Source organism: Microbacterium sp. USHLN272 (assembly GCF_037149655.1).
Classification (GTDB): Bacteria; Actinomycetota; Actinomycetes; order Actinomycetales; family Microbacteriaceae; genus Microbacterium; species Microbacterium galbinum.
Genome location: NZ_JBBCRA010000001.1, coordinates 2,563,194 through 2,583,639, shown reverse-complemented (window position 1 = coordinate 2,583,639; position 20,446 = coordinate 2,563,194). Strand labels below are relative to the sequence as shown.

General features: G+C 69.9%; 21 protein-coding genes. 7 read left to right on the top strand and 14 right to left on the bottom strand.

What is annotated here, in order from left to right; translation table 11 throughout:
• Positions 1-48: 48 nt before the first annotated feature.
• Positions 49-609, bottom strand: a complete 561-nt coding sequence (locus WFJ97_RS12445; RefSeq protein WP_336641708.1) for an acyl-CoA thioesterase — start codon at positions 607-609, stop codon at positions 49-51.
• Positions 610-740: 131 nt separating this feature from the next.
• On the opposite strand from WFJ97_RS12445, the gene WFJ97_RS12440 reads away from it, so the two are divergent.
• Positions 741-1,247, top strand: coding sequence for a GNAT family N-acetyltransferase (locus WFJ97_RS12440; protein ID WP_247633817.1), 507 nt, complete (start codon positions 741-743; stop codon positions 1,245-1,247).
• 121 nt (positions 1,248-1,368) lie between these two features.
• Here WFJ97_RS12440 and WFJ97_RS12435 read toward each other — a convergent pair whose 3' ends face one another.
• The 3 genes from WFJ97_RS12435 to WFJ97_RS12425 all read right to left on the bottom strand — a co-directional run bounded on the left by WFJ97_RS12435 (position 1,369) and on the right by WFJ97_RS12425 (position 4,743).
• Positions 1,369-2,679: a cytochrome b/b6 domain-containing protein gene (locus WFJ97_RS12435; RefSeq protein WP_336641707.1), complete on the bottom strand. Its 1,311-nt coding sequence runs from the start codon at positions 2,677-2,679 to the stop codon at positions 1,369-1,371.
• A 317-nt stretch (positions 2,680-2,996) separates the two neighbouring features.
• The gene (locus WFJ97_RS12430) at positions 2,997-3,965 is read right to left on the bottom strand and encodes an electron transfer flavoprotein subunit alpha/FixB family protein (protein ID WP_336641706.1); all 969 of its coding nucleotides are present in this window, start codon (positions 3,963-3,965) and stop codon (positions 2,997-2,999) included.
• A gap of 1 nt (position 3,966) precedes the next feature.
• Complete coding sequence (locus tag WFJ97_RS12425) at positions 3,967-4,743, bottom strand: electron transfer flavoprotein subunit beta/FixA family protein (RefSeq protein ID WP_336641705.1); 777 nt, start codon at positions 4,741-4,743, stop codon at positions 3,967-3,969.
• Between the two features lie 122 nt (positions 4,744-4,865).
• Here WFJ97_RS12425 and WFJ97_RS12420 point away from each other — a divergent pair, with 122 nt between their 5' ends.
• Genes WFJ97_RS12420 through WFJ97_RS12410 form a run of 3 tightly spaced genes read left to right on the top strand, consistent with a single transcriptional unit; the run spans position 4,866 to position 6,320 of the window.
• The gene (locus WFJ97_RS12420; RefSeq protein WP_336641704.1) at positions 4,866-5,402 is read left to right on the top strand and encodes a MarR family winged helix-turn-helix transcriptional regulator; all 537 of its coding nucleotides are present in this window, start codon (positions 4,866-4,868) and stop codon (positions 5,400-5,402) included.
• A gap of 1 nt (position 5,403) precedes the next feature.
• Positions 5,404-5,856 (top strand): SRPBCC family protein, encoded by a 453-nt coding sequence (locus WFJ97_RS12415; protein WP_336641703.1) that lies wholly within the window; start codon positions 5,404-5,406, stop codon positions 5,854-5,856.
• 20 nt (positions 5,857-5,876) lie between these two features.
• Positions 5,877-6,320 (top strand): YdeI/OmpD-associated family protein, encoded by a 444-nt coding sequence (locus WFJ97_RS12410; protein WP_336641702.1) that lies wholly within the window; start codon positions 5,877-5,879, stop codon positions 6,318-6,320.
• A gap of 14 nt (positions 6,321-6,334) precedes the next feature.
• Here the strand turns inward: WFJ97_RS12410 and WFJ97_RS12405 are convergent, their stop codons facing one another.
• The 5 genes from WFJ97_RS12405 to WFJ97_RS12385 form a co-directional block, all read right to left on the bottom strand.
• The gene (locus tag WFJ97_RS12405) at positions 6,335-7,111 is read right to left on the bottom strand and encodes an enoyl-CoA hydratase-related protein (RefSeq protein ID WP_336641701.1); all 777 of its coding nucleotides are present in this window, start codon (positions 7,109-7,111) and stop codon (positions 6,335-6,337) included.
• A gap of 49 nt (positions 7,112-7,160) precedes the next feature.
• On the bottom strand, positions 7,161-8,054 hold the full coding sequence (mmsB, locus tag WFJ97_RS12400; protein WP_336641700.1) for a 3-hydroxyisobutyrate dehydrogenase: 894 nt from the start codon (positions 8,052-8,054) through the stop codon (positions 7,161-7,163).
• The gene (locus WFJ97_RS12395; protein WP_336641699.1) at positions 8,051-9,238 is read right to left on the bottom strand and encodes an acyl-CoA dehydrogenase family protein; all 1,188 of its coding nucleotides are present in this window, start codon (positions 9,236-9,238) and stop codon (positions 8,051-8,053) included. The genes mmsB and WFJ97_RS12395 overlap by 4 nt, the downstream gene beginning before the upstream one ends.
• A 62-nt stretch (positions 9,239-9,300) precedes the next feature.
• Complete coding sequence (locus WFJ97_RS12390) at positions 9,301-10,803, bottom strand: CoA-acylating methylmalonate-semialdehyde dehydrogenase (protein ID WP_336641698.1); 1,503 nt, start codon at positions 10,801-10,803, stop codon at positions 9,301-9,303.
• Between the two features lie 455 nt (positions 10,804-11,258).
• Positions 11,259-12,194, bottom strand: coding sequence for an NADP-dependent oxidoreductase (locus WFJ97_RS12385; protein WP_336641697.1), 936 nt, complete (start codon positions 12,192-12,194; stop codon positions 11,259-11,261).
• 112 nt (positions 12,195-12,306) lie between these two features.
• On the opposite strand from WFJ97_RS12385, the gene WFJ97_RS12380 reads away from it, so the two are divergent.
• Entirely contained in the window at positions 12,307-12,810 is a 504-nt protein-coding gene (locus WFJ97_RS12380) for a MarR family winged helix-turn-helix transcriptional regulator (RefSeq protein ID WP_247624492.1), read from the top strand.
• A 2-nt stretch (positions 12,811-12,812) separates the two neighbouring features.
• Here WFJ97_RS12380 and WFJ97_RS12375 read toward each other — a convergent pair whose 3' ends face one another.
• Positions 12,813-13,997 (bottom strand): thiolase family protein, encoded by a 1,185-nt coding sequence (locus tag WFJ97_RS12375; RefSeq protein ID WP_336641696.1) that lies wholly within the window; start codon positions 13,995-13,997, stop codon positions 12,813-12,815.
• 144 nt (positions 13,998-14,141) lie between these two features.
• On the opposite strand from WFJ97_RS12375, the gene WFJ97_RS12370 reads away from it, so the two are divergent.
• Positions 14,142-14,726, top strand: coding sequence for an antibiotic biosynthesis monooxygenase (locus WFJ97_RS12370; protein ID WP_336641695.1), 585 nt, complete (start codon positions 14,142-14,144; stop codon positions 14,724-14,726).
• Positions 14,727-14,772: 46 nt separating this feature from the next.
• Positions 14,773-15,618 (top strand): NAD-dependent epimerase/dehydratase family protein, encoded by an 846-nt coding sequence (locus WFJ97_RS12365; RefSeq protein ID WP_336641694.1) that lies wholly within the window; start codon positions 14,773-14,775, stop codon positions 15,616-15,618.
• Between the two features lie 16 nt (positions 15,619-15,634).
• On the opposite strand, the gene WFJ97_RS12360 is transcribed toward WFJ97_RS12365, so the two are convergent.
• The 4 genes from WFJ97_RS12360 to WFJ97_RS12345 form a co-directional block, all read right to left on the bottom strand.
• On the bottom strand, positions 15,635-16,675 hold the full coding sequence (locus WFJ97_RS12360; RefSeq protein WP_247633802.1) for an ABC transporter permease: 1,041 nt from the start codon (positions 16,673-16,675) through the stop codon (positions 15,635-15,637).
• Positions 16,672-17,751 (bottom strand): ABC transporter permease, encoded by a 1,080-nt coding sequence (locus WFJ97_RS12355; protein ID WP_247633801.1) that lies wholly within the window; start codon positions 17,749-17,751, stop codon positions 16,672-16,674. Before WFJ97_RS12355 ends, WFJ97_RS12360 begins: the two co-directional genes overlap by 4 nt.
• Positions 17,748-19,355 (bottom strand): sugar ABC transporter ATP-binding protein, encoded by a 1,608-nt coding sequence (locus WFJ97_RS12350; protein WP_336641693.1) that lies wholly within the window; start codon positions 19,353-19,355, stop codon positions 17,748-17,750. Before WFJ97_RS12350 ends, WFJ97_RS12355 begins: the two co-directional genes overlap by 4 nt.
• Positions 19,356-19,438: 83 nt before the next feature.
• A complete protein-coding gene (locus WFJ97_RS12345; RefSeq protein ID WP_336641692.1) occupies positions 19,439-20,437 on the bottom strand; it encodes a substrate-binding domain-containing protein in 999 nt (332 codons plus the stop codon).
• Between the last annotated feature and the right edge of the window lie 9 nt (positions 20,438-20,446).

The window sequence follows — 20,446 nt, the reverse complement described above, 5'->3', positions numbered from 1 at the left end:
GGTGTCTCGGCCCGCTGGCTCGCCCGTGATTCCGCGGGTGGCGCCCTGTCAGTTCCAGACGCTCGGGGCCGGCTGACGCACCGGCGGCAGGGCGGATGCCGCGGCCCACTCGTGCACCCACGCATCGATCTCGGGCACACCCTCGGGCTTGCCGACCGCGGCGAACAGCTCCTCGTTCGACACGGTGCCGCCGGAGCGGCGCAGCATCCGGGCCCGCACGATCGCCCGCGCGTAGATCTGACCCTTCACGACCGCGCGGTGCTCGAGGAACAGCGCCCGATCGTCGTGCCCGATGAACCGCGACTGCACCTCGAACCGCTGCCACGGCACGAGCGACCTGCGGAAGGTCACCGTCTCGCTCGAGACCACCGCGTACCAGCGGTTGTCCTTCATCGCGTCGAACAGCCCGGTGCGGATCAGCAGGTCCCAGCGCCCGAGGTCGAACAGCGACAGGTAGCGGCCGTTGTTCATGTGCCGCAGGATGTCGATGTCGGTCGGCAGCGTCGTCAGACGGATGCTGCCCACCGCCGTCGGATCGAGGGTCTTGCCCCGCCGCACGCGGGAGCGGGCACGGAAGATCACCAGAAGGGTGCGCCAGATCACGTTCACGAGGAATGATCGTATTCATCCGCGCACGATTCGCGAAGATCGTTGTCGAGATCCTCCATGCCCTCGCGGGCGGCCATCGACGGCATCCGCTCGATTTCCGGATAGCGGATGCCGCGCGTAGAGTCACGAACATGAGCGCCGAAGCCCAGCCCGAAGTCATCGTCCGTCCGGTCCGTGATGTGGACGCGGAAGCCCTCGGTCGCGTGCACGCCCAGTGCTGGCACGAGACCTACGACCACCTGATCAGCAAGGCCGCCCTCGAGAAGGTGTCGCCGCGCCGCATGGCCGAGCTGTGGACGCACTGGGCCTCACAGGGCCCCGACTTCACGATGCGCGCCGCCCTCGTCGACGGCGAGATCGTCGGCTTTGCCGGCTCCGGTCCCGCCCGCGACAAGGACGCCCCGGCGCTGCGCGAGCTGTACTTCATCTACCTGCTCGATGCCTGGCACTCCACCGGCATCGGCCAGAAGCTCTTCGACGCCACCGTCGAGAAGGACGCCCCGCTCTACCTCTGGGTCGCCGAGGACAACCCCCGCGCGCACCGCTTCTACGCGCGCAACGGCTTCACGCTCGACGGCGCCACCCACACCGAACCGTTCCTCGGTGAGACGCTGACCGAGGTGCGCTTCACGCGCTGAGCATCCGTTCCTCGGGCGTCGAGACCCACCACGATCGTCGAGACCCATCACCGCCCACGTCGGGCGTGATGGGTCTCGGCGCTTTCGGGGGGGGTGCCAGCGATCGCAGGGGTGCGCGGGGTCACCGCCCCGACACGTTGCCGAAGACCTTCGCGATGGGGGCGAGCACCAGGGGGCGAGCCGCCACCCACGCGCCGGCGATCACCACGAGCGACACCACGAACACCCAGAAGCCCGTCCACGTCACGGCATCCTGAGACGCGTACATGTGGTTGAGGTTGCGCAGGAATCCGGTCAGCATCACCAGCGCCACGTGCGCGATGATGAACGCCACGAAGTACAGCATGATCGGGAAGTGCAGCGCCCGCGCCCACTCCACCGGGTACGCCTTCGAGAGCTTCTCGGCCTTCTTGGGCCACAGCCCCGACATCCGGAAACCGGTGATCGCCGCCAGCGGGGCAGCGATGAAAACGGTCACGAAGTAGGCGAGCTGCTGCAGGCTGTTGTAATTGTTCCAGCCGTTCTCGTGCGGCCAGTCGAACGACACGTACTGCAGCGCCGCCGACAGCGCGTTCGGGACGACCTCCCAGCTCGTCGGCACGATCCGCACCCAGTGCCCGGTGACGATCAGCAGCACCACGAACACGACGCCGTTCACGAGCCACAGGATGTCGAGCGCCTGATGGAACCACAGCGTCAGGCTGATCTTGCCCTTGGGATTTCCCCGCGGCGCCCAGAACACGGTCGGCCGCTTCTCGGTGCGCACCCGCAGACCCGAGCGGATGATCAGCACCATCAGGAACACGTTGAAGAAGTGCGCCCAGTTGACCCACGCGGGGAACCCGGGCTCGACGGCGATCGGCGAGGTGTACTCGCCGGGGAACGCCGCGAGGAAGTCCTGCATGAACGGGAAGCTCAGCAGGGTGCGCACGAGCGCGACCGCGGCCGCCGCGAGAACACCGAGGGCTGCGGCACCGAACAGCACGGCGATGCCCTGCGTCCAGGTCGGGCGCGGACGAGCGGATGCGGCGGCCGGGGTCGCGATTCGGCGCGGGGCGGTGCCGTTCCAGGCCGTGGGAGGGCGGGGCGGGGCGGTCGCGGTGACGACGAGTGCCTCGCGGGGGGACGCTTCGGCGGGCTCATCGACCCGATCCTGCTCAGCAACCCCGTCGGGTTCGACGGGAAGAACCTGGGTCCCTGAGCCTGTCGAAGGGCCCCGCCCTGCGACGGTGCCGGCGGGCGGCCAGGGGTCTCCGCCCGGAGTGCGCGGGAGACCACGGCGGATGCCGGATGCGGCGGGAGTCTCGTGGGCGGGCGCTTCGACAGGCTCAGCGACCCGGTTTCGTTCAGCGACGCGGTTCTGCTCAGCGACCGATTTCTGCTCAGCGACGGGCTCCGGATCAGGGACCGGGTCAGCGACTGGCTCGGACACCTGGGTCCCTGAGCCTGTCGAATGGCCCCGCCCCGCAGGAGCTCCGACCGGAGGCCACGGCTCGCCACCCGGCGTGCGCGGCAGCCCGCGGCGGAGGGAGCTCGGCGTCTCGTGGGGGGACGCTTCGACAGGCTCAGCGACCCACTTCGTCTCAGCGACCCGCTCCGTCTCGGCGGGAAGAATCTGGGCCCCGGAGCCTGCCGAAGGGTCCCACCCCGCCGAGGCGCCCGCCGGCGGCCAGGGCTCTCCCCCGGGTACGCGCGGCAGACCGCGGCGCAGCATCCGCCCCTCCTGAGCCTCGGAGACCATGGACTCCCCTACTTCCGGGCCTCGAGGGCGGCGATCACCTGAGGCACGACCGTGAACAGGTCGCCGACGATACCGAAGTCGGCGACGTCGAAGATCGGGGCCTCGCCGTCTTTATTGATCGCCACGATGGTCTTGGAGGTCTGCATGCCCGCGCGGTGCTGGATCGCACCCGAGATGCCGAGCGCGACGTACAGCTGCGGCGACACCGAGACACCGGTCTGCCCGACCTGGTGCGACTGCGGGATGTACCCCGCGTCGACGGCCGCGCGCGAAGCGCCGACCGCGGCCCCGAGAGCATCGGCGAGCTCCTCGACGAGCACGAACTTCTCCTTCGAGGCGAGTCCGCGTCCGCCCGAGACGACCCGGGTCGCCCCGCGCAGTTCGGGCCGCGACGAGGCCTGCTCGACGGCTTCGATCGGGCCGACGGATGCCGCGGCGACCCCCGACCCGGCGACGTCGAGCACCTCGACCGACGGGGAGGCGACAGCCTCGGCTCGGGCATCCACCGCGCCCTGACGCACCGTGATGACCGGTGCGCCGTAGGTGGGAGCGGAGTCCACGAGGTATGCGCCGCCGTAGACGGAGTGGTGCGCGACCACGCCCTCGTCGTCGCGCGACACCCCGATCGCGTCGACCGACAACGCGAGCGCTGCGCGCACGGCGAGACGGGCGGCGGCGTCGCGTCCGGCGATCGAGTTCGACACGAGCACCGCGTCGGGCTGCACCCGTTCGAACGCGGCCTGGAGGGCGTCGACCACGGGCACGGTGAGGACGGCGGCATCCGCATCGGCCGTGAGCACGACGGATGCTCCGAGCTCGGCGACCTGGGCGGCGGCATCGGGCGAGCCGCCCACGATCACGGCGACCGGCGCACCGACTGTCGACGCCGCGCCGATCAGAGCGGCCGTACTCGAGGCGGGAGCGCCCGCAGGGTCGACGTCGACGAGCACGAGGATCGGGTTCTCGGGGTAGCCCATGTCACACCAGCCTGTTCTGCACGAGGTAGTCGACGAGCTGCTGGGCGGCATCGCCCTCGTCGGTGATCTTGACGCCCGCCGCGCGCGGGGGCTTCTCGGCGACCGCGGTCATGATGGTGCGCGGCGCCGCGGACGGATCGGCCGAGACGTCGAGGTCGGCGAGCGAGAGCACTTCCACCGGCTTCTTCTTCGCGGCCATGATGCCCTTGAAGTTCGGGAAGCGGGCATCCGGCAGCGCCTCGGTGATCGAGATCACGGCCGGCAGCGCGGCGCTCACCGTCTGCGACCCGAAGTCGGTCGCGCGGGTTCCGTTGACGGCATCCGCGCCGATCTCGACCGCCGTGAGTGCCGTCGCCTGCGCCCAGCCGAGGTGCTCGGCGAGCATCGCGGGGATGACCCCGCCCGAGCCGTCGGTCGACAGGTTGCCGGTGATGACGAGGTCGGGGGCGCCGCGGCGGATCGCGGCGGCGAGCACCTCGGCGGTGAGACCGAGGTCGGCGCCGGTGAGCTGCTCGTCGGCGATGTGCACCGCGGATGCCGCGCCGATCGCGAGCGCACGTCGCACCGTGGCGGTCGACCCCTCGGGGGCCATCGAGACGGCGACGACCTCCGTGCCCTCGCTCGCGTCGGCGTGGCTGAGCGCGACCTCGAGAGCGCGCTCGGTGATCTCGTCGAGCACCACGTCTCCGGCGGCCCGATCGGCCAGCCCGGTCTCCAGGTTCAGCTTGCGGTCGCCGTAGGTGTCGGGCACCTCTTTGACCAGGACGAAGATCTTCATCGATTGCTCCTCACGACTGTGTCGATTCTAGTCCTGCGGCACTGCGTCTCAGCTTCGATGAAACTGAGAACCAGCGGTGACGGCATCCGCTCGGCGGCGCGCGCGCCGAGTACCGTAGAGGCGTGGCCCGTCCCCGCCCCCTGCCCGTGGATCCGCTCGCCGAGGCGAAGCGGCAGTGGCTCGCGCACGGATGGACGGATGCCGCCGACGGCATGGCCGTCGTGACCTCGGTCATGCGGGCGCAGCAGCTGCTGCTCGCCCGCGTCGATCAGGCCCTCAAGCCCTTCGCGCTGAGCTTCGCGCGCTACGAGGTGCTGCGCCTGCTCGCGTTCAGCCGCGAGGGGCGCCTGCCCCTGTCGAGCGTGGTGGCACGCCTGCAGGTGCACGCGACCACCGTCACCAGCACCGCCGACCGCCTCGTGCGCGACGGGCTGATCGTGCGCGAACCGCACCCGCACGACGGCCGCGCCGCCCTGCTCGCACTCACCGTGGCCGGTCGCGCCCTGGTCGAGCGGGCCACCGCCGCGCTCAACGCCGACGTGTTCGCGTCTCCCGGCATCGATCGCGATGACGCGGCCGAGCTCGTCGCGATCGTCGCGCGCCTGCGCAAGGATGCCGGCGACTTCACCGACCCCCGCCCGACCCCGGAGCCCCTCTGACATGGCGCAGTTCGTGCTCGAGACCGTGATCGCCGCGCCCGTGGACGCGGTGTTCGCGGCATCCCTCGATCCCGAGCTGCACGTGCGATCGATGGCGGCGCACGGCGAGACGATGGTCGAAGCTCCCGCCGGCGGGGCGTTCACCGAGGGCTCGACGGTCACCTGGCGGGCGCGGCACTTCGGCATCCCGTTCCGGCTGCGGTCGCGGGTGTTCGACATCGAGCCCCCACGCGGGTTCCGCGACCGGCAGATCTCGGGGCCGTTCGGGTCGTTCCTGCACGTGCACTCGTTCGCGGAGCATCCGCGGGGCACCCTCATGCGCGACGTCGTGACGTTCCGCTCGCCGTTCGGCCCGATCGGGCGCGCGGTCGACGCACTGTTCCTGCGCGAGTACATGCGCCGCGTGATCGCCGCGCGCAACCGCACCCTCGTGGCGGAACTCGAGAACCCCTGATCCCGGCGTACCCTGTGCGCATGAGCGAGCTGCGCATCCACACGACCCTCCCGGCGGGCGGCCCGGCGACCGCCATCGTCCTCACCGATGAGCAGGTCGAATCGTTCGGCGCGGGCAAGGCCTTCCCGGTGGCGGTGACGATCGGCGAGCGCACCGCCCGACTGCGTCTCAGCCGCATGGGAGGGCGCAACCTCATCGGCCTGAGCAAGGCGTCGCGCGCCGAACTGGGCGTCGAGATCGGCGACGAGGTCGACGCCGTCATCCGCCTCGACGCCGCTGAGCGCACCGTCGACGAGCCGGCCGAACTCACCGCCGCGCTCGACGCCGATCCCGCGCTGCGCGCCGCCTTCGACACCCTCGCCTACTCGGCCCGCAAGGAGCACGCTCGCGCGATCGCCGAGGCCAAGCAGGAAGCCACCCGCGAGCGCCGCCTCGCCAAGATCGTCGAGTCGCTGCGGGGCTGAGGCGGGCGCGGGAGTCATCTGTTCCGGAAGTCGGGCTGCCGCTTCTCACGGAACGCGGCCATGCCCTCCTTTTGATCCTCGGTGTCGAAGAGCAGCGCGAACGCCTGCTTCTCGTGCGCGAGGCCGTCGGCGAGCGAGGTCTCCATCGCGGTGTCGAGCGCGGCCTTCGCGGCGTAGAGCGAGGGCAGCGACTTCGACGCGATCGTCTCGGCCAGCGTCGTCGCCTCGGCGAGCAGATCGGATGCCGGCACCACCCGCGAGACCAGACCGATGCGCTCGGCCTCTTCGGCGCCGATGATCCGCCCCGAGAGCACGAGTTCGGCGGCCTTGTAGTACCCGACCGCACGGATGAGCCGCTGCGTTCCTCCCATGCCGGGGATCACGCCGAGGTTGATCTCGGGCTGCCCGAACTTCGCGGTGTCGGCGGCGAGGATGATGTCGCACATCATCGCCAGCTCGCATCCGCCGCCCAGTGCGAAGCCCGAGACCGCCGCGATCACGGGCGTGCGCACGGCCGCGAAGTCGCTCCATGCACCGAAGTGGTCGGTCGCGAGCATCTCGGCCGACGACATGCCCTCCATCTCCTTGATGTCGGCACCCGCGGCGAAGGCCTTCTCGGACCCGGTGACCACGATCGCCCCCACGCCCTCATCGGCGTCGAACGCGACCGCTGCGGCCGTGACCTCCTCCGACACCCGGCCGTTCAGGGCGTTCAGCGCCTGCGGTCTGTTCAGGGTGATCCACCCCACGCGTCCGCGCTGCTCGACCAGGATCGTCTCGTACTCGGTCATGTCTCTCCTTCGTCGCGTGGTCTTCAGTATCGCGCCCGCGTCCTTCCTGTCAGGAACCGGGTGCGGAGTCGCGGATGTCGGTGATGATGCCGGAGAAGTCGCGGCCGGCGCCGTCGCCCGCGGCGTAGGCGGCGTAGAGCTGCTGGGCGAGCCGACCCATGCGGGCATCCGTCGAGGTCTGCTCGATCGCCTGCAGGGCGAGCCCGAGATCCTTGGCCATGAGGGCACCGGCGAAGCCCGGCTGATAGTCGCGGTTCGCGGGACTCGTCGGCACCGGACCCGGCACGGGGCAGTTGGTGGTGATCGACCAGCACTGACCGGATGCCTGCGACACCACGTCGAACAGCGCCTGATGTTCGAGCCCCAACCGCTCCCCCAGCACGAACGCCTCGGCGACGGCGATCTGCGACACGGCGAGCACCATGTTGTTGCACACCTTCGCCGCCTGGCCGAGGCCGGAACCGCCGCAGTGCACGATCCTCTTGCCCATCGCCTCGAGCAGCGGCAGGGCAGCGGCGAAGTCCTCGTCACTGCCGCCCACCATGAATGCGAGCGTGCCGTTCTCGGCGCCCACGACCCCGCCCGAGACGGGAGCGTCGATGTTGCGGTGCCCCGCGGCGAGCGCGAGAGCGTGCGCCGCGCGCGCCTCGTCGACCGCGATCGTCGACGATTCGATGAACAGCGTGCCGGGCCGTGCCGCCGCGAGCAGCCCGCCGTGGTACGCGTCGAGCACGTGCCTTCCAGCGGGGAACATGGTGATGACGGCATCCGCATCGGCTGCGGCATCCGCCCCGCTGGCCGCGATCGGGATGCCGGCGGCCCGCGCCGCATCCACTGCCGCCGGCATCGGGTCGAACCCCTGCACCTCGTGCCCGGCCTTCACGAGGTTGACCGCCATCGGCAGGCCCATGTGGCCGAGGCCGAGGAAGGCGATGCGGCTCATGATGCGCTCCGCATCGAAGCCGAGCCGGAGGGCCGCAGCATCTCGCGCCCGACGATGAGCCGCATGATCTCGTTCGTGCCCTCGAGGATCTGGTGCACCCGCAGGTCGCGCACGACCTTCTCGATGCCGTAGTCCTGCAGGTACCCGTAGCCGCCGTGCAGTTGGAGCGCGCGGTTGGCGATGTCGAACCCGGCGTCGGTCGCGAAGCGCTTGGCCATCGCGCAGCGCATCGTCGCATCCGGCGCCTTCGCGTCGACCGCCGCCGCGCCGTCGCGCACCATGAGGCGCGCGGCCTGCAGTTCGGTGCGCATGTCGGCGATCTGGAACAGGATCGACTGCTTCTCGGCGAGCGGCTCGCCGAACGCGACCCGCTCGTGCACGTATCGCACGGCCCGGTCGAGCGCCCACTGCGCCCCACCCAGCGAGCAGGCGGCGATGTTGAGGCGGCCGCCGTTGAGGGCCGACATCGCGATCGCGAAACCGCGCCCCTCCTCGCCGAGCAGAGCGGATGCCGGCACCCGCACTCCGTCGAAGATCACCTGGCGCGTGGGCTGCGCGTGCCACCCCATCTTCTTCTCGAGTGCGCCGAAGCCGAGCCCCTCGGCATCGCCGGGGACGAGGATGGCGGAGATGCCACCGGCACCGGGGCCGCCGGTGCGCGCCATCACGACGTACACCGCGGCCTCGCCCGCGCCGGAGATGAACTGCTTCACGCCGGTGAGCACGTAGTCGTCGCCATCGCGCACCGCGCTCGTGGCGATGTTCGCGGCATCCGATCCGGCGCCCGGCTCGGTGAGGCAGTAGCCGCCGAACTCCGCCATGGCGGTGAGATCGGGCATCCACCGGGCGATCTGCTCGTCGCTGCCGTAGGTGTCGATCATCCACGCCACCATGTTGTGGATCGAGATGTACGCCGCGACCGCGGGGTCGCCCTGCGCGAGCTCCTCGAAGATCGCGACGGTGTCGGTGCGACTGAGCCCCGTGCCGCCGGATTCCTCGCGCACGTAGATGCCGCCGAGGCCCAGCTCGCCGCCGCGGCCCAACGACTCGCGGGGGAAGATGTGCTGCTCGTCGCGCTCGAGCGCGTGCGGGGCGAGCTCGATCTCGGTGAACTCGCGCACGGCCTCGAGGATCGCGTCGCGCTCGTCGGCGGAGAGGGGAGTGGTCACGTCGGTCATGGTCATCATCGACTCCTTGATCCTGGGTTCCTGCCCTTCGACAGGCTCAGGAACCGCAAAAGATGTGCTCAGTGCATCGTGGGGATGACGAAGCTGGCACCGTCGCGGATGCCCGCCGCGGGCCAGCGGCTCGTCACCGTCTTGGTCTTCGTGTAGAAGCGGAAGGCATCGGCGCCGTGCTGGTTGAGGTCGCCGAACCCGCTGCGCTTCCAGCCGCCGAAGGTGTAATAGGCGATGGGCACCGGGATCGGTACGTTCACCCCGACCATGCCCACCTCGACCCGGGCCGCGAAGTCACGGGCCGCGTCGCCGTCGCGCGTGAAGATCGCGACGCCGTTGCCGTACTCGTGCTCCGAGGCCATGCGCAGCGCCTCCTCGTAGTCGGCGGCGCGGGCGATCACGAGCACCGGGCCGAAGATCTCCTCGCGGTAGATCGCCATGTCGGTCGTGACGTGGTCGAACAGCGTCGGTCCGAGGTAGAAACCCTCCTCGTGCCCGGCGACCGTGAAACCGCGGCCGTCGGCGAGCAGCGTCGCGCCCTCGTCGACGCCCTGCTGGATGTATCCCTCGACCCGTTCCACCGCAGCGCGGGTGACCAGGGGTCCGTAGTCGACGTCGGCCGCGAGCGACGGCCCGACCCGCAACTGCCCGACGCGTTCGAGGAGCTTGGCGGCGAGAGCATCCGCCGTCTGCTGCCCGACCGGTACCGCCACCGAGATCGCCATGCACCGCTCACCGGCCGATCCGTACCCCGAGCCGATCAGCGCGTCGACCGCCTGATCGAGGTCGGCGTCGGGCATCACGATCATGTGGTTCTTCGCGCCGCCGAAGCACTGCGCGCGCTTGCCGTGCGCCGCTGCGGTGGCGTAGATGTACTCGGCGATCGGCGTGGAGCCGACGAATCCGACGGCGCGGATGCGGTCGTCGGTGAGCAGCGCATCGACGGCCTCCTTGTCGCCGTGCACCACGTTGAGCACGCCGGCGGGAAGCCCGGCTTCGAGGAAGAGCTCGGCGAGGCGCACCGGCACCGAGGGATCGCGCTCGCTGGGCTTGAGCACGACGGCATTGCCCGCGGCGAGCGCGGGGCCCGCCTTCCACAGAGGGATCATCGCGGGGAAGTTGAACGGGGTGATCGCGGCGACCACACCGAGGGGCTGGCGCATCGAATAGACGTCGATGCCCGCGCCGGCACCGGTCGAGTACTCGCCCTTGAGCAGGTGCGGGGCGCCGGCCGAGAACTCGATAACCTCGAGCCCGCGCTGGATGTCGCCCTTCGCGTCGTCGACGGTCTTGCCGTGCTCGCTCGCGAGCAGCTCGGCGAGCGACTGCATCTCGCGCTGCACCAGATCGAGGAAGCGGAGCAGCACACGGGCGCGCTTCTGCGGGTTGGTGGCGGCCCACTCCTGTTGGGCGGCCTCGGCGTTCGCGATCACCGCGCGCACCTCGTCGGTCGAGGCGAGCGGCACGCGGGCCTGCACGGCGCCGGTGCTGGGATCGAACACGTCGGCGAAGCGCCCGTCAGCCGGAGTGAGGTGCGATCCGCCCACGAAATGCGGGATGGTACGAGTCATTGTGCGACGTCCCTTCGTGCCGTCGTTGGCACATCGCGAGTTTACTTCGATCCCCGGGTATTTACTAGGGCGTCCATGCATCTCACGGCCACCCCTCCCGAAAAGCGCACCGATCGGTCGCGAATGTCGGGCATCGAGCCCCAGAATCGACATTTCGCACCGGTCGGAGCAGAATCCGGATGTTGAGGCGGCGTTCACCGGCCGGTCACTTCGGCGAACTACAACTACAGATGCGCGGACGACTCAGACCGGATCGGGAAGTCACAGGATTCCGCGCCTCGGGCGCCAAGCGCCCGCAGACCCCCGCCGAATCGGGTCGGCGGGGGTCTTCTCCGTCTTCCGGACGCGTCAGCCGCAGCATCCGCCGTCCATAACTCCGGACGAACGGCGCCGATCGGCCGATTCGGGCCCGGTTCGCGGCCGATTCGGCGCATCCGTCCTGAGTTATGCCCCCCTCACGCACTCGGGACGACGACGACCTTGCCGCGCAGCGTGCCGGCCGCGGCGGCCGCGTGCACCGACGCGACCTCCTCGAGACCCACGCGACGCGACGCCACCACCCGCAGCGACCCGTCGTCGACCAGGGTGACGAGATGCGCGAGCTGATCGGGATCACTGCGCACGTACACGGCCTCGCCGCGCACGCCTCGGTCCTCGTCGCCGGGCGTCGGCATCCACGCGGTCGAGCTGACCACGAAGCCGCCGTCGCCCACCAGCGAGACGAGCGCCGCGAACTCCTCGGGCTCGATCGGCGCGAGATTCAGCAGCACGTCGACCGGAGCCCCCACCCCGTCGCGCACTGAACCCGCCGTGTGATCGACGACCTCGTCGGCGCCGGCAGCCTCGACCGCGGCACGGCTGCGCGGGCTCGCCGTCGCGATCACGAACGCCCCCGCGTGCTTCGCCAGCTGCACGGCGTACTCACCGACCGTTCCGCCGGCGCCCACGATCAGGATGCGCTGCCCCTTCTGCAGCCCGGCGACATCGAACAGCGCCTGCCACGCCGTCAGCGCGACCGACGGGAGCGCCGCGGCATCCGCCAGGTCGCCCACCGCGGGCGCGGCGACCAGCAGATCCGCGGGTGCGACGACGTACTCGGCATCCGCGCCGTCGTCTGTCATCGAGAGGAAGCCGATGACCCTGTCGCCGATCACGAGACCGTCGACACCGACCCCGAGCGCGTCGATCGTGCCGGCGACGTCGTAACCGGGGGTATGCGGAAGCACGACGGGGAACGGGAGCGTTCCCCCGCGGATGCCGCCGTCGGCGGGGTTGAAACCGGCGCCCGCGACGCGGATGCGCACCTGACCCTCGCCCGGATCGGGGACCTCGACCTCGTCGACGCGCAGGACCTCGGGGCCGCCGAGCTGGTGGAAACGTGCTGCCTTCATGATGACTTCTTTCTCGATTCAGATACTTCGAAGTTGAAGCACTTATCGAACCGTAGCACTGCTTCGATATCGAAGCAACTAATTCGAGATCGAAACACCTAGACTGGAGAGCATGGCCGCCGACACCCCTCCCCTCGACCCCGCCGAACTCGGTGCGTACTTCGCGCTGATCGAGGTGAGCAGCCTGCTGCGGCACGCCGTCGAACAGCAGCTGAAGGAGACCGGAGACCTCAGCTACGTGCAGTTCCAGCTGCTCGCGACCCTCGGGGATTCACCGAACGGCAGCGCCCGCATGACCGCGCTGGCCGATGGCATCGTGCTCAGCCGCAGCGGCCTCACCCACCAGGCCGGCCTGCTCGAGAAGAGAGGCCTGGTGACGCGCGCCCCGTCGCCCGACGATGAGCGCGGCGTGACGCTCACGATCACCGACGCCGGGCGGGCCGTGCTCTCCGCCGTCTTCCCGGGGCATATCGGCGAGCTGCGAAGGTTGTTCCTCGCGCCGCTCGACGCCGACGACGTCCGCTCGCTCACCGCACCGCTCGAGAAGGTGCGCGAGCACATGCGCCGGATCCCCCCGCGCTCGGCCGCGCCCCGCCGCCGCAGGACGGCCGAGTAGCCCTACAGCCTCTCGACGATCATCGCGTTGGCCATGCCGCCGCCCTCGCACATCGTCTGCAGCCCGTAGCGGCCACACACCGCGTCGAGGTGATCCACGAGTGTTCCGAGCAGGCGCGTGCCCGACGAGCCGAGCGCATGTCCGAGCGCGATCGCGCCGCCGCGCGGGTTGAGCCTGGCCGGGTCGGCGCCGAGTTCGGCCGCCCAGGCCAGCGGCACCGACGCGAACGCCTCGTTCACCTCGTACGCATCGAGGTCGTCGATCGTGAGGCCGCTGCGGTCGAGGATCCGCCGGGTCGCCGGGATCGGCCCCGTCAGCATCATCAGCGGGTCGTCGCCGACGACGGCGAACGAGCGGATGCCGGCGCGCGGAACCAACCCGAGCGATTCGGCTCTCTCGGCGCTCATCAGCAGCGCGGCCGAGGCGCCGTCGGTGAGCGGCGAGGAGTTGCCCGGGGTGATCCGCCAGTCGAGGTCGGGGAAGCGCGCGGCGAGCGCGTCCGTGCAGAAGGCCGGGTTCAGACCCGCGAGCCCCTCCGCCGTGGTTCCCGCTCGGACCGTCTCGTCGGTCACGGCATCCGGCGCTTCGACGACCCCGACGACCGTGCGATCGAAGAAGCCTGCGGCCCAGGCATCCGCCGCCCGCCGGTGCGACTCGGCGGCGTAGGCGTCGAGCGCGTCACGGTCGAGCCCCCAGCGCTGCGCGATCAGTTCGGCCGAGACGCCCTGGTTCACCAGCCCCTCGGGATACCGGGCGCGCACGCGCGGTGACATCGGGGAGCCGCCGGCCGCCGACGATCCGAGGGGCACCCGGCTCATCGACTCGACCCCGCCCGCGATCACGATGTCGTAGGCGCCGGCCATGATCCCCTGCGCCGCGATGTGCACCGCCTGCTGGCTCGACCCGCACTGCCGGTCGATCGTCGCCCCCGGCACGCTCTCGTCGAAGCCCGCGGCCAGCACCGCCTGGCGCGCGATGTTCGTCGACTGGTCCCCCACCTGACTCACGCAGCCGAGCAGCACGTCGTCGATCTGACGCGAGTCGAGGCCGTTGCGCTCGAGCAGCGCCTGCAGCACTCCGGCGGCGAGATCGACCGGATGCACGCCCGAGAGCGCACCCCCGGGCTTGCCGCGCCCGACCGGGGTGCGGACGACATCGACCAGAACGGCTTCGCTGCGCGTGCTCATTCCCCCATTCTGCGCCGATCGCTGCGCCCGCGCCGTAATCCGCCCGTCACACGCCGCGAATAGAATCGACGACGCGCCATCACCCCGGCGCACCCCGCACGCAGGCCCGCGACCCGGGCCGCCCGCTCTCTCGAGGACCCCACCATGTCCAGTGATCCCATCACCGTGTCCATCCGCCGTGAAGTCGACCCCGCCCGCATCGCGGAGGCGACCGCGTGGGTGCAGACCGGCGTCAACCTCGCCAACAAGTACCCGGGATTCCTCGGGTCGGGCTGGGTGCGGTCGGGCGATGAGACCAACGTCTGGCACATGCTGTACCGGTTCGCCGACGAGCAGACGCTCACCGCGTGGGAGGACTCCGGCGAGCGCGGCTGGTGGCTGTCGATGGGCGAGGGCTTCGTGCGCAGCGAGCGCTCCCGCCGCCGCACCGGGATCGAGGGATGGTTCGACGAACCGACCACCGGCACGATCACGGTGCAGACGACGGATGGCCGGGCCGAGGTCGCGGTCGTGAACGCCCCGCCGCGGTGGAAGCAGGCGGTGTCGATCTGGCTCGGGTTCTTCCCGGTGAACCTCGCCTTCACGTACGCGATGTCACCCGTGCCGGGATGGGATGCGCTGCCGATCTGGCTGCGGGTGCTCGTGACCACCGCGGTGCTGACGCCGATCATGGCCTACCTCGTGCTGCCCTGGGTGACCCGGCGCCTGCGCCACTGGCTGGCGCGCTGAAGTCAAGGGACACCCCCGGGAGCGGATGCCGTGGCACTGTGGTGACATGCGCATCGCTCTCACCGGATCATCGGGCAAGCTCGGCCGCGTCGTCGCGAGGGAACTCCGGGCGAACGGGTACGAGGTCATCGGCATGGACGTCACGGGGGTCCGCGGTCCGGACTTCGTGCAGGTCGATCTGACGGACTACGGGCAGGTGGTCGACGCGTTCACCGCGGTCGGCGACCGGCACGAGGGCATCGACGCGGTCGTGCATCTCGGGGCGATCCCCGCTCCCGGCATCCGCAGCGATGTCGCCACCTTCCACAACAACATGCCGGCCACGTTCAACGTGTTCTGGGCGGCGGTGCGCCTCGGCATCCGTCGCATCGTCTACGCGTCGAGCGAGACCGTGCTGGGGCTGCCGTTCGACGTGCCGCCGCCCTACATCCCGGTCGACGAGGACTACCCGCCCCGGCCCGAGTCGGTGTACTCGCTGGTGAAGACGCTCGAGGAGCAGTCGGCGACCGAGCTCGTGCGCTGGCACCCGGAGATCTCGATCACCGCGCTGCGGTTCTCGAACGTCATGAACCCCGAGGACTACGCCGCGTTCCCCGCCTTCGACGCCGACGCGACGCTGCGCAAGTGGAACCTGTGGGGCTACATCGACGCCCGCGACGGCGCCCAGGCCGTACAGCGCGCCCTCGAGGTCGCGGCCCCCGGGTTCGACCGGTTCATCATCGCGGCCGCCGACACGGTGATGTCGCGGCCGAACGCCGAGCTGATCGCCGAGGTCTTCCCCGGCGTGCCGGTCACCCGCGACGTCGGACCGAACGAGACGCTGCTGTCGATCGACAAAGCGCGGCGGGTTCTGGGCTACGACCCGCAGCACTCCTGGCGCGACGAGGTCTGACGCACCCCTCGCCCGGCTACTCCTTCTTCCGGACCACCGCGCGCTGCAGAAGGACGAAGACGAGCAGGATGCCTCCGGTGATGATGGTCGTCATCTCGGGAGGGATTCCTCCGTCGCGAGTGATGAGCACCGTCATCAGACCGAGGACGAGCGCCCCGACCACCGAGCCGAGCACGTACCCGTAGGCCCCGGTGAGCACCGTGCCGCCGATGACGGCCGCGGCGATCGCGTCGAGCTCCCAGCCGATGCCGGTGATGTTCTGCGCCGTTCCGAGTCGCGCCGTGTAGAGCACCGCCGCGAGGCCCGAGAGAGCGCCGCTGATCACGTAGACCATGACCTTGGTGCGCCGCACCGGCAGGCCCATCAGCAGCGCGGAGTTCTCGGAGCCGCCGATCGCGTAGACCGTGCGACCCGTGCGGGTGCGGTGCAGAACGAAGAACGCCACGACCACCACGAGTGCGGCGATGATCACGGCCGGGGTGATCACGAGGTCGTTCACCTTGGGGCCGTCGATCACCTTGAGCTGGACACCGAGCCAGCGGATGGGCGAATCCTCGTCGAGTCGCTCGGGAGTCGTGCTCAGGAGGGAGGCGAGACCGCGCCCGAGGAACATCATCGCCAGGGTCGCGATGAAGGGTTGCACGTTGAAGTAGCGGATCAGCACACCCGATACGACACCGAACGCCGCCCCGGCTCCGATCATCGTGATGACGACAGCGATCGGGTTCCATCCGGCATTGGAGAGCATCACCCCGGCGACCGAGGAGAACGCGATGATCGAACCGACCGAGAGGTCGATGCCGCCGGTGAGGATGACGAACGTGAGGGCGACCGCGAGCACCACGAGGTGGGCATTGTTGATCAGGAGGTTCGACAGGGTGTTGAACTGCACGATGCGGCCGTAGGCGATCTCACCGTAGATGACCATCGCGACGAAGATGACCACGGAAGCCACGGTCGGGAGGACCGAGGGGTTCGCCAGGATCGTGCGGCGGATGCGGCTCTTCAGATCCGTCGCGGTCGACGTCCCGGCGGTGGGCGCGGTGAGGACGGTCATGCCGCCACCTCCTCTTTCGTGTTCTGTCGCTCGGTCGTGGCGAGCGGTGTCCTCCGTCGTCGGCCGAACCAGCTCCGGACCCTCTCGGACTGCAGCAGGCAGAGGACGACGATGACGATGGCCTTGAACGCGGGCGTCGCCGAGGACGAGATGCCGAGGAACAGCACGGTCTTGTCGAGCGTCGCGATCAGCAGCGCACCCACGAAGGCGCCGCCCAAGGAGAACTTGCCGCCGGCGAGCGAGGCGCCGCCGATGACGACGGCGAGGATCGCGTCGAGCTCGAGCTGGTAACCGGTGCGCGAGATGTCGACGGTCATGACGCTGCCGACGGACATGACTCCGGCGATCCCGGCGAGGATGCCGCTGAGGACATAGGCGGTGAGCAGGAGTCCGGCCGGCTTGATGCCCGCCATCCGGCTCGCCCGGGGGTTGATGCCGATCGCCTCGATCATGAGGCCGAGCGCGCTACGGCGCACGATCATGCCGACGGCGATCACCAGCAGCACCGCGAGGATGAACACGACCGGGATGCCGATGAGGTAGCCGTTCGAGATCCACCGGAAGGGCGTGCTCGATGCGGAGGTGTTCTGGCCACCGGTGATCACCTTCGCGATGCCGCGGCCGGCCAGCATCAGCACCAGCGTCGCGATGAAGGGTTGCAACCCGACGTAGGCGACGAGGATGCCGTTGACGGCGCCGAGGATCGCGGTGACGAGGAGCGCGAGTCCGACCGCGGCGAGCGCGACCCCGATGGAGTCGGAATCGCCGGCGGCGCTCAGGAACTCCATCGCGACGGCGCCGGAGACGGCCATGAGCGAGCCGACAGAGAGGTCGATGCCGCCGGTCGCGATGACGAGGGACATCCCCATCGCGATCATCATGACCGGAGCCGCCTGGCGGAGGATGTCGATGACGTTGCCGACCAGATGACCGTTGTTGGGGTTGACGGAGAGCGCCAGGTAGGTCGGATCCTTGACGACGTTGAGCGCGAGGAGCGCCAGGATCGCGACGATCCCCCAGAAGAAAGGCTTGTGGATCAGCTCGCGCCATGCAGGCGTGCCGGAGGCGGTGGTCATCGCGCGTCTTCCTTGTCGGTGATGAGGATGTCGGGTTCGGCCTGTGCGCCGTCCGCGTCGTCGAGTGTCTCCGCAGCGGCGGTGACGCCGTGGGCGGCGATCACATCGACGATCTCCTGGGCGGTGACGTCGGGGCCGTTCTGGATCTCACCGATCTTGCGGTGGTCCTTGATGACGACGATGCGCTCGGACAGCCGCACGACCTCCTCCAGTTCGGAGGAGATGAAGACGACGGCGACACCGTCCTCGGCGAGAGCGGCGACCGTCTCCTGGATCTCGGCCTTGGCACCGATGTCGATGCCGCGCGTCGGCTCATCGAGGATGAGCAGTTCGGGCTCGGTGGCGAGCCAGCGGCCGAGAAGAACCTTCTGCTGGTTCCCGCCGGAGAGGTTCTTGATCATGCGGTCGGGGTCGGCGGGGCGCACGTTGAGCTCGGTGATGTACTTCTCGACGATCGCGTCCTGCTCCTTGCGCGACATGGGGCGCGCCCATCCCCGCTTGGCTTGGACGGCGAGGATGATGTTCTCGCGCACGGTGAGATCGCCGATGATGCCCTCGTCGCGCCGGTTCTCGGTGGAGAACGCGACGCGCCGAGCGAGCGCGTCGGCCGGGGACTTGAGATCGGCGGGCCGTCCGTCGATGGAGACGTTCCCCTCGTCGGCTCGATCGGCCGCGTAGAGCAGGCGGGCGAGCTCGGTGCGACCCGCTCCCAGGAGGCCGGCGAAGCCGACGACCTCGCCGCGGCGGATCTCGAGGTCGGTCGCCTCGACCGCGCCGCGGCGTCCGATCCCGGATGCCGCGAGGTACGGCCTCTCGCCGGGATCGCGGGGATCCCGACGCCGGTTGCCGCCCAGCGACTTCAATGCGTCGAGGTCCTTGCCGATCATGGTGGAGATCAGTGCGTGCCGATCGAGGTCGGCGGTCAGGAACTCGCCTTCGTAGCGCCCGTTGCGCAGCACCGTGAGGCGATCGCTGATCGCGTAGATCTGGTCGAGGAAGTGCGAGACGAAGAGGATGGCGACGCCGTCGGCGCGGAGCGCGCGGATGACCGCGAAGAGGTTCTCCACCTCGGCGGCGTCGAGGCTCGATGTGGGCTCGTCGAGGATGAGCACCTTGGCCTGGATGGCCATCGCGCGGCTGATCGCGACGAGCTGCTGCATCGCGATGGACAGGGTCGACAGCGGCCGATGAGTGTCGAGGTGCTCCAGCCCGAGTCGGGCGAGCGCGGCCGTCGCGGCACGATGGGTCGCTCGCCAGTTGATGTCGAAGAGGCCGCGCACCTCGTGTCCGAGCATCACGTTCTCGCCGATGGAGAGATTCGGTGCGAGGTTGACCTCCTGGTAGACGGTCGAGATCCCGGCCGCCTGGGCGTCGCCCGTGCCGGAGAAGCTGCGCTCGCTGCCCGCGACCACGATCGATCCGGAGTCGATCCGGTAGACCCCGGTCAGCGCCTTGATCAGCGTGGACTTGCCGGCGCCGTTCTCGCCCATGAGGGCGTGCACCTCTCCGGGGAAGAGGCGGAAGTCCACCCCGTCGAGCGCCTTGACGCCCGGGAACTCGATCGAGATGCCGCGCATCTCGACGATGGGCTGTGGTTCGTTCATCGCTGTCTCTCCGTGTGGTTCGCCCGGGTGGCGTCGCGTGAGCGGCGCCACCCGGGCCGGGCCGGTGCTGTGCCGGCGTCCGATCAGTACTTGCGGTCGGCGAGCACGGCCTTCGCCGCGTCCGCGGAGTCGAACTCCTCGCTCGGCACGACGATGTACGAATCGACGTCCTCTCCGGCGAGGGTCTTCTCGACCACGTCGAGCGCGGTCTCGCCGAACAGCGGGTTGTACTCGTGGACGTAGCTCAGCTCACCGTCCGCGAGCGCCTGCATGGCGCTCTTCGTTCCGTCGATCGTCGCGATCTTGACGTCCTCGCCCACGACGAGCCCGGCTTCCTCGGCGGCCTGTGCAGCACCCAGGCCCATCTCGTCGTTCTGCGCGAACACGAGCTGGATGTCGTTGTTGTTGGCCTTGAGCATCGTCTCGAAGACGCTCTTGCCCTCCTCCGCCGACCAGTTCGCGGTCTGCGCATCGAGCTTCGTCAGCGAGGCGTCGCCGAGGCCCTCGTCGAAGCCCTCGTTGCGCTCGTTCACGACACCGACGCCCGCGGGGCCCTCGAGCACGACGTAGTTGCCACCGTCGGGGAAGGTCGCCGCGGCCCACGCGCCGACCTCCTTCGCGACCTCGACGTTGTCGGGCGCGATGCGGGTGACGTAGAGGCTGTCGTCGTCGGGCTCGATGCCGCGGTCGAGCAGGATCACGGGGATCTCCGCCTCCTGAGCGCGCTTGAGCGAGTCCTCCCAGCCGGAAGCCTCGGTGGCGGAGAGCAGGATGACGTCGACTCCGGCGTCGACGAACGACGTGAAGGCGTCGATCTGCGACTTCTGGTCGAGGTTGGTGGCGGGCGCGTACTTGAGGTCGTAGCCCGCTTCCTTGGTGAAGGTGTCCTGGATGTTGGCCTCGTTGGCCTCGCGCCAGGCGCCTTCGGGGCCGACGGCGACGAAGCCGACGGTCGTGAGCTCTCCGGAGTCGCCGCCGGCGTCTCCGCCGTCCGATCCTCCGGCGCACGCCGTGAGGCCGAGGGCGAGCATTCCTGCTGCGGCCAGACCCAGCGCGGTGCGGATGCGCTTCTTCGCGAACATGTTTTCTCC